Genomic DNA, 8,797 nt, shown 5'->3' with positions numbered 1-8,797 from the left:
ATTTATTTATTTATTTATTTATTTATTTATTTATTTATTTCTAATCTTTCCATTCAATATTTAATTTTTTGATGACGTATAATACTTTCTATTATTATATATTTCGTAGGCGTACTCCTGATCACGTAACTCAGTAGATTCTACTCTTAGAGAGAGTATTTAATTAATGATTAATATCATAAAATTTAGTTATTTTTATTATGTGTCTTACAGAGATTGGCAGTAGCAATAAAATTGAGAAGCTGGTTATGCGCATTATTTTTGAAAGAAAACTGGTTGAATAATGTTAAGTACTATGCGGTGGATGTCATTCATTTTTATTTTGAAGATACCGTGCCACTAGGGAAAAAGCAATCGCCAGCGCCAGCCTGAAAGCAGCTTTTTCAGTGGCACCCATATCGGTCGCCGTTATGATCAATCACCTCGCTGCGCTTGAAGGGCCGCGGGATGTGCTTTATCTCACTGAATTTAGGTTGCTGCCGACACTATCATCCTTCCCATAAGCGCAGCTCGTGCGAGACGTGTCGGTGGTTAGCGCCATTTTTCCTAACAGTCACATTTTCGCCGTCATCAAAGCCATTGATAGCTATTTCAAGCTACGCCAGTGTATCTCCTCCACGCCCCTGTCTGTCTTGCCAGCATCATCTTCTACGCCGTCGATTTTTCCGTCGAGATGGTGCTCAATCCGCAGCGCGCTGCTCAGCAATTGCGGCCCATCAAAGCGGAAATTTGCCTGAACGCCAGGCGCTGTGGCTGCGTGCCAATTAATTCCCCTATCTCTTCCTAAACTAGTAGTCGCTAGTCGCTGCTGCAATGTAAGATCTTATAGGCGCGCAAACAGGGATTCAGTGGCAAGATCGCCATTCATCCCGCGCAAAGTCAACCCCATCAAACTAAGGTTTTTTACCATCAACGAGACGTGCCGCGCACACGCGCAGCACGTGATGTCAATGCTGGATAAAGTCCACGGAATTACTACCGACGCAGAAGCGATGCTCGGTCTGCCGCATTTGAGATATGCCAGTCAGATCCTCACACAGAAATAGTCCTCACACTGGAGCGTCGCCTGACTAACATAATGAAACATAAGACATGAAAATAAAAGTCATCAGCAAGTTGCAACCCATGGGGACGCAACGTTATCGGGAAAACCATGGTCGTTATTATAACGACCTTTGCTAGCACCACAGATTTCGGGCGCCCGGCAGTCTCAAGCTTAGTGATATTTTCCATTATCGGCGGGCTTAGCCTGGCCAGCACTAGCGGCAGGACCATCGCTCATTTGGGATGGAAAACGGTGATTCTATCCAATCTGGTTTTTGTAGGTTATATTCTGTATGCGGAATCGACAGTGCTCAGCAAAAGACGGTCCCGTAGCCGCATGGTCAAGGTGTAGTCACCGTCATGATACGGGTCTCAAATCAGCACGGGGCAAAAGTATACTGCGCTGTTGGCGCAGTTTTCTAGTGCCGACAGCCGTCGAGGACCCTGTGATCCCTCCCACCGCCCGCGGGCTTTTCATGTGCTGCTACTGCCGATTGGGGACGATATCTTGCCGCTGGCGGCATTCTTTTACACGAACACTATCGTGGGCGGGCATAGGCTTCCGCCGAGCGGCCTTATTCTCCGGCAGGCATCGTTTACCGCTTTTGGCGTAATACCCGCCTTTTAACCCATCATCGACTATTCACCGCCAGATTAGCGACATTTACAACAGGTAACTACGGCGGTCAACGCCATTCTTTACGTCTTTGACGGAATTAGCGGGCAGCCCCCCGCTAACTCTGTTTGAAGGAATGCAATTAACTAACTATAAATGCGCGGCGGCGATAATCGCCATGGTCACTGATTTTTGCGCCGTGGCCGTGGATAACGCGCAGGTGCTGGCGGTGATCAGCAGAGGCATCCAGACCTAGCATAAAGTCCGGACAGTAATGGCAGTGCGTACTGTCGCCGAACTATGCCTCTTTTTGCCCAACGGCGCCCATGTTGGCGGACTTCGCAAACCGGATCAGACAGCGCTGGCCAGGTCGTTTAACGTTGTCCCGCCCGGGAAGAGAGCCACACAGGCGGTACGCGGCGCGGATATTGTCTGCACCGCTACCACCTGCGCCACACCATTATCTCCACAAGAGGTCGTAGCGTCCCATACGCATGGCTTGCATGGCCCTCCCCAGGCACGCGTAATATATCCGAGGATCTCCTGCCACGCGCTAGTGGTGGTTTAAGATCGCCAGACCGCGATTAACGAGGCCGGGGAGATACATGCGGGCGCACTGGAATTCGCGCAACTGCTCAGCTTGTCGTCCGCCTACGTCAAAGCGCGGCTGACCGTGTCCAGTTCTACCGGCCATAGCTATCTGGATTTTCTGGCCGCGGCCTTCGTCCTGCACGACATCCGCGATAGAGCGACACGCATCCCTTTCTATAGTAGTAGCCGCCTCTATCGGTAGTAGCGGCCTCTATCAGAATCTTGGCCCGATATTCCAGCTGGAAAATTTGCTGATCGCCTGTTTCGAGGATGTAATGCGCGCAGTGCATGAGGATTTCCCCGGTCCTCTGTCCACTCACGAACGACTAAGCGATATGTTTTACACCTCATGCATCACCGGTCTGCCGAAAGCTAAGTTGTGCGGCTGTGAGGAATGGCGTACCATCAACCGGCTGCTGGTCATGACCCACTGGCGCAATGGCCTATTGCGCGATAGCGACGTGGTGCTGAATTTATCCAAACCAGGAAGTGCATTGTTTATAGCGGTCCATCGTATAGTCGATCTCTTCACTGGTCGATGTGCCGAAATTTCTCTGGGCTGCGATCGCGATCATGACGACATCATCGCATATTATTAGGCGTTTAACGCCAACGTGATAACCGGCATGAACCCAACTTTTCTTGCGCAAGCGCACTGGCTTGGCTGGCAACGCAGGGATCGGATCCGCGCATTACCCGCCTGCTCGACAGTAGTTAGTATCTGATGGGATTGCTAAATTTATGCTCGCTAGCTCCCTGAAATTGACTAAATGTTCCCTACAAGTAACGTATCGCACCACTCGGAGGCGGATAACGGCTTCGCAGAATCGTCAAGAAATCCCTATGAAAATGCTTTTTCAAGGCTTAAGTAATCGTGCCATGCCATGATAGCTATTCCCTATTGATTAGCTTGACTTATCTTGAACGCCAGAGGTTTTAGAATCAACCGGTGCCTGTTGTCATGAATTTGACACAACCGTGCGATAATTTCTTCGCCGCATCGCCGGCTTTAAATTAACCACAAGCACTATCCACCGTTTAATCAGCAACCCGTTAGTTTCGCCCCGCCGCCCCGATGTTACCGCACGTGATCTATCTCATCGGACCTACCCCTAGAGATATGCTTGATCTAGGTTACCCCGCGGGGTGGTCCCGCGGGGTGGTAGACTTAAGTAGGCGTTTTTCTGACCGTGCTGCTGACGACCCGCAGTAGGTTTTTGCCGAATTGCCTCTTTACCTAGCTTTACCGTCATTTTCGCTGACAGTACCTACCTTGTGGACCGGTAAACGCGTTACCCCTGATAATGACAAAATCCCCCTGGCTAGACTCACAATTCGTCTCGTTTAATGGGAGGGGTGGCGGGATCTATATAATGTTAAATAGAGCGATTAAATCTACAGAAATTTCTCATTTATAGGCCGTAAGTTTTAGTAATGTCGATATCGTCAATAACGACATACAGAACTCTATTTGACCGCCAATAATTATTTCTAACTTATGCAGTTGTTTGTTAACAGTATGCAGGCTAAAGACAATATTGAGCGTGTAACACCCAACGGCATCCAGATATTCAACGAGGCAGATAAGGGTTATACCGTGCTGCTGGATTATTATGGCAATAGCATTATAGTATAGCTCGCTGGAGAGACTCACAGCGCCTTATCCTGAGGACAAGGTTTAGGGGCAAGGTGAAGAATATCAGCGACAATCCCGCGTTTATTCTCCCAGGCTAAAAGGTTGCGCCTGGCCAATTATGGAATAGTCAATGTGGCGCCAAACTAGGATTTTTCCCATTCGCTGCTGAAGTAACACAGCGCCGACCCGTATATACGAGGTGATGACTATCACTGTCTCACCATTAATGCCATATCGATGCAGAACATTACCGAGAATGTTGTATTAGGCTACGAGGCATCCATCCTGGCAATATATGGATCTCAATCCTAACGGCTATCAAGAATAATAAAAAAGTCCAGGGAAATTTTTATAAACTAGCCTTTGCGCCAACCTCCCTCTCTAGCAATATTTTACCATTCTTTACCTGTCTGGAATTATGTCTCTTTTCTACCTAGATGAATTGGGATTAAGCGCTGGAAGATTACAGCCTGTACGACACCACTGAGGCAAAATGATTTCTCCTCAGGAGGCGAGTGGAAGTTTTGTGGCGTAAATAGAAATATTTTTATAATTTTGCAGTGCCAAAATCCCCTTTTCTTAATGAGGCAACCGCGCGGGTCGGCGCCAGGAAATAAATCGTTTGCAAATGGAATGTATCGTCCGGCGCCATCGCTCCTTTAGGGTTTCATAAAATAACACGGCAATGACACTGGCGTCCCACAGTGTACACCGTCAAACAGCGGTGTACAGCAGTCAATATAACACAAAAACCTACTGGCACAAGTATTTTTGTGTCTGATTCGTTCTACCTTAGCAACTGACCATCAAGGAGTAGACAATATGAGAGATCGTAAACTTTGGCGAATAGCAATGGCCGTAGTCGCTACCTCTGCCATCAGCGCGCTAGTCATGCTGCTGTGGAATGCGCTGCTGCCGGATATTTTTTGGCGTAAATACCATCGGCTTTCTTCAGGCGCTGGGAATACTTATTCTCAGCAAAATTCTATTAGGCAGTTTCAGTGGCCGGAGTATGTTTGGACGCCATAGCCGGGAATTACGCTAGCGCTGGATGATGAGCCCAGAGCAGCGCGAAGCTTTTATCAAACAACGCGGCATGGGACGCCGCCATGGCCCCTAGTATGGACGCTATCATCACAAGGACCTGAAAATGCCACCCGTCCCTACACCCACGATAATGGCCAGGCGTGATCTGGTGGTTGGGCTGTATGGCGGCTGCCAACATCGGTTGCGAGCATTCATTGTCAGACGTACCAACAATTTCGCCGATGCGGAAGATGTTTATCAGGAAATAACCTTATCAACTGATCAAAGTTAATAGCTATTGCACCAGATCGAGAAAGTCACCGCCTTGCTTTTTCTCGCCGCCTGTAAGAAAGATTATTGACCGGTCGCGTAAAAAGCGCAAGCTGTTATTATCCGATGATGTTGATAGCAATTGGTCAGAGAGTGACGAGATGGAGAAGGTGTTACTTAATTCACTAGATGACGATGAGAATCACTATTTACGTCAATCGATTTTGACAGGGTTGGAGCTGGCACTGATAAATATACCGCCCCAGCAGTGCGAAACGTTTACAAAAGCCGAGCTACAGCGGTATTACTTTAAGGTGTTGGCCGACGAAAACGGCATCGCCGTGGAAACGTTACTCTCACGTAAGCATTGGGCGGTGCTGTTTTAACGCCTGCGGCTGCAGAGGGGCTTTATGATGTGGTGATTGGCACAGAATGATCCTGTTCTTCCCTTTAACTCTTCCCTTGTATTAAGAAGACAATGACCATCAGCATAAGACCATTGCATTGTTATTTTGGATATTTTCATTCTTCCACCGGGAAATAAGCAGTTATCTGATGCTCACCTTGTCCCAGGGAAGATACTGCAAAATCAATTGATCTAATCTCTGTCTAGGCGACACTATTGCCGATAGGGTTTTCCTCCTCATTATTCGGCCAAACCATTTTCAGCAAACCTTTACTTGCCTTATCCTATAACTCTACTTTCGCCTTGGAATACATAGCAATTTTCATGACTTCCCTACCTAGAGCGACATGCATTTGGCGTCGAATTTTTTCTCAACTAGACGCGACATTTCTCCCCAAAAAGTTACGTTCATAATACGGAGGTTCATAGTTTATTGCGACAAAGCCATAGAGATGAGAAAGATATTCTACCTCGACTCTGCTGACCCGGCCCCGGGCTTGCAATCATTTTCGCAACGACCACCTGACCGGGTGCCAGAGAGACCACTACTCCGGTGCTGGTCTTAGAGGTGACAGACTCCAATACTTTACCATTTCACCCCCAGCCGTGAGTACACCCAAAAGAAGTTTCTCCTTTGTGCCAATCTACATCATAGGTTACTTGTTGCCCAAAGAAAATCCCATCCTCTAATTTCCACCCGGATGAAACAGTATTTATAACTTCGGTCAATAAGTTGATGCTAAATTTACCCGCCACCTTACTGCTATTGACCAATTCGTTTTTCGATACGATCTCTGTCCTTGAACTGAATTCCAGGAATTTGGCGATGAAAATCTCCGTATTTTTATGAACCTGCTACCAGTGATATTTGCTGTACAGGTCTCCACGCGGTGCAGGACTTCAAAAAACACATTATCAGATCTCATCCTATTAAGGACGGTGATAGCCCTGATGATATCAGACTCTTCAAGCTTGAATAGGAGTTGCTCATCACTGGTAGTGACCTCTGAAAAAACTCGGCCTCCGTTTACGACACTGTCCTCCTAGCTGTATATTGATTTTAATAACTGCATTCTCTACTTACACTAAGCTCTTTATTTTTTAATATATCACATTATTTCTCTTTTAATAATATATAAAAATATCAAAAAAATTTGAGAAATAGACTTGAATAGTAAATTAATATTGTGCCAGACAACATTGGTGGGATAGTTCGTGGTTTCGTAAGAAATTAATTTCGTGATATCTTAACACTTATTATCACATAGATTGAGTTAAATTTTATGTAAATAATACAAATAGAGATTACTCTTTTTGGTAGACTACGCACATGAATTCGCATAAGCAGATCGTGAAGAAGCAGCTTTATTCATTGTTAAATTAAGTTCATAAAAAACGAATTACCCACAATAAGTCCACTGATCTCGGCGATACACTTATATACTCAAAATGAGATGAACATACTTATGATAAAAAATATATTTTCATTAATAAAATAATCAAAAATTACTCTGTATCTTGTATGAAAACTAGGGAATAATTATTCCAATGTTGGAATTTTCTTTTAAATATCACCTTATAAAAGGTTCGTATTGTCATTATGGATAATAATAAAATAAATAATGAAATTATTGCCATGTAATCACTGAGCTATATACAATAATTTCTATGATGGAAAGGTTAGAAATACCATGGGTATAAAATAGTATGATTCTAGGTTTGTCTACTTTAACAAGGAAGACTTTAAAATTTGAGCGTTCCGGCTAATTTCAATTTTGAGGGTAAAACTGATGATGAACTCCAATGCTATTGGTCATAGCCAGCAAAAGGATATCAAGCACATGATAGAAAGGCAGAATCAAGCATATTAGGCGATGAAATAATTACGATTTCATATTTTATCAGAAATAAATAACTTAAACTAATTTATTATCACAAATCTCCAATCTACTCCAAAAATGGTGAAGTTTTATGGAAAAAAATTATATAAAAGAATTCATTCGTGTCTAATTTTTCTATTTTTGTAAATGTAGAACCTTTTCTGTCGTTATCCTTTACACTGCCAGTGTATTTTTTCTCTGAAAAAACTAGGAATTACCTTTCTATTATGTTCATATAATTTCTGACAAGGAGATCGCAACGAATCTTTTCATTTCTCATCACACAGTAGAAGATAAGCTATTAAATATTCACAGTAAGGTAGATATAAATTCACTCAACGTGTTAATCGAGCATTACCATAATGTCGAACGTAAACGATTACGTACCCTAAAAGCTCTAAAGAGAAGGAGGTAATTACTTCTAGTAATGATATTGAAATTATTTTCACCACTGCCATTCATGCTAAACACGTTTACTAAGTATAACTCATGATACTTTATTAAATTTCGGCATCTTTCCCAAATCTAACTGTTGCATAGTCGTCATAATAATTATCGTCCATACAGTATTTTTTTATCAAAAAATCATTATTGAGCTGGATAGCCTTAAAAAGAAAAAAACATCATAACTATTAATATTAAATACCAGACGAACGGTGAGCCCCTCTTCTGTCTGACGAGGGGAGACGTTTAATTTCCGCTATATTTGTTTGATCAATAACGGCGCAGAGCGTTTTTGCTAAATGGAAGTGGTCGAATGCTATTTTATCTACAGCATTTGGAAGAGGATTCCAGGATGGACTGATATTAGGATATATTCATGTTAATCGACAACGTTTTTATCTCATCCAACTAGTAATCGCTCAAACTACTCTAATATCTATAGTTAGCAAGCTCTCAACACTGCAATCATTATTCATTTTCAGAGCCCGGCCATGATAGTCAGAGATAACGGTGACGTACTGATGACCTATTTTGAAGACTGATTCATCCAAGCAGAGATAGCGATCCGATAAAGATTTTTTATCCGTGCAAGCCCCGTTTTACAGCGCATATCGTGATGCCGTCCATGGCATTAGAGCTCAACTTAAGCTGCTTTCTGACGGCATCTATCGTGCTAATTTTGGGATATGATAGGATAAAAAAACTCGAACAACATCCTATTCTAGGCTTCCTGGAGTCACCCAGGTAATTAGCCGTGTCCGGCAACCGTGTTCAGGGTAGTTAATACGAGAAATATCCGCCTTAACCAGTGTAGTGAAAATTTCATGTATCAAGATAACGCCATTTACGGTGTCGATGGTCATGTATGGGGCAATATTTACTAC

Annotated in this window: 5 protein-coding genes; all 5 read left to right on the top strand. The window is 43.8% G+C overall.

The window, feature by feature from the left end:
* The first annotated feature begins 848 nt into the window (after positions 1-848).
* The 5 genes from BG74_RS13300 (at position 849) to BG74_RS13295 (ending at position 5,569) form a co-directional block, all read left to right on the top strand.
* Complete coding sequence (locus tag BG74_RS13300) at positions 849-1,046, top strand: hypothetical protein (protein ID WP_187202676.1); 198 nt, start codon at positions 849-851, stop codon at positions 1,044-1,046.
* Between the two features lie 107 nt (positions 1,047-1,153).
* Entirely contained in the window at positions 1,154-1,396 is a 243-nt protein-coding gene (locus tag BG74_RS05490) for a hotdog family protein (protein WP_066597146.1), read from the top strand.
* A 1,103-nt stretch (positions 1,397-2,499) separates the two neighbouring features.
* A complete protein-coding gene (locus tag BG74_RS05480) occupies positions 2,500-2,850 on the top strand; it encodes a hypothetical protein (RefSeq protein ID WP_066597143.1) in 351 nt (116 codons plus the stop codon).
* Positions 2,851-3,749: 899 nt separating this feature from the next.
* Positions 3,750-3,887, top strand: coding sequence for a hypothetical protein (locus BG74_RS14880; protein ID WP_204376327.1), 138 nt, complete (start codon positions 3,750-3,752; stop codon positions 3,885-3,887).
* Positions 3,888-5,344: 1,457 nt separating this feature from the next.
* Positions 5,345-5,569, top strand: coding sequence for a hypothetical protein (locus BG74_RS13295; protein WP_204376326.1), 225 nt, complete (start codon positions 5,345-5,347; stop codon positions 5,567-5,569).
* Positions 5,570-8,797 lie beyond the last annotated feature (3,228 nt).

This window comes from Sodalis-like endosymbiont of Proechinophthirus fluctus, assembly GCF_001602625.1.
Lineage (GTDB): Bacteria > Pseudomonadota > Gammaproteobacteria > Enterobacterales > Enterobacteriaceae.
Note: the sequence above shows the minus strand (reverse complement) of the source record. Positions and strands in the feature narration are given on the sequence as shown.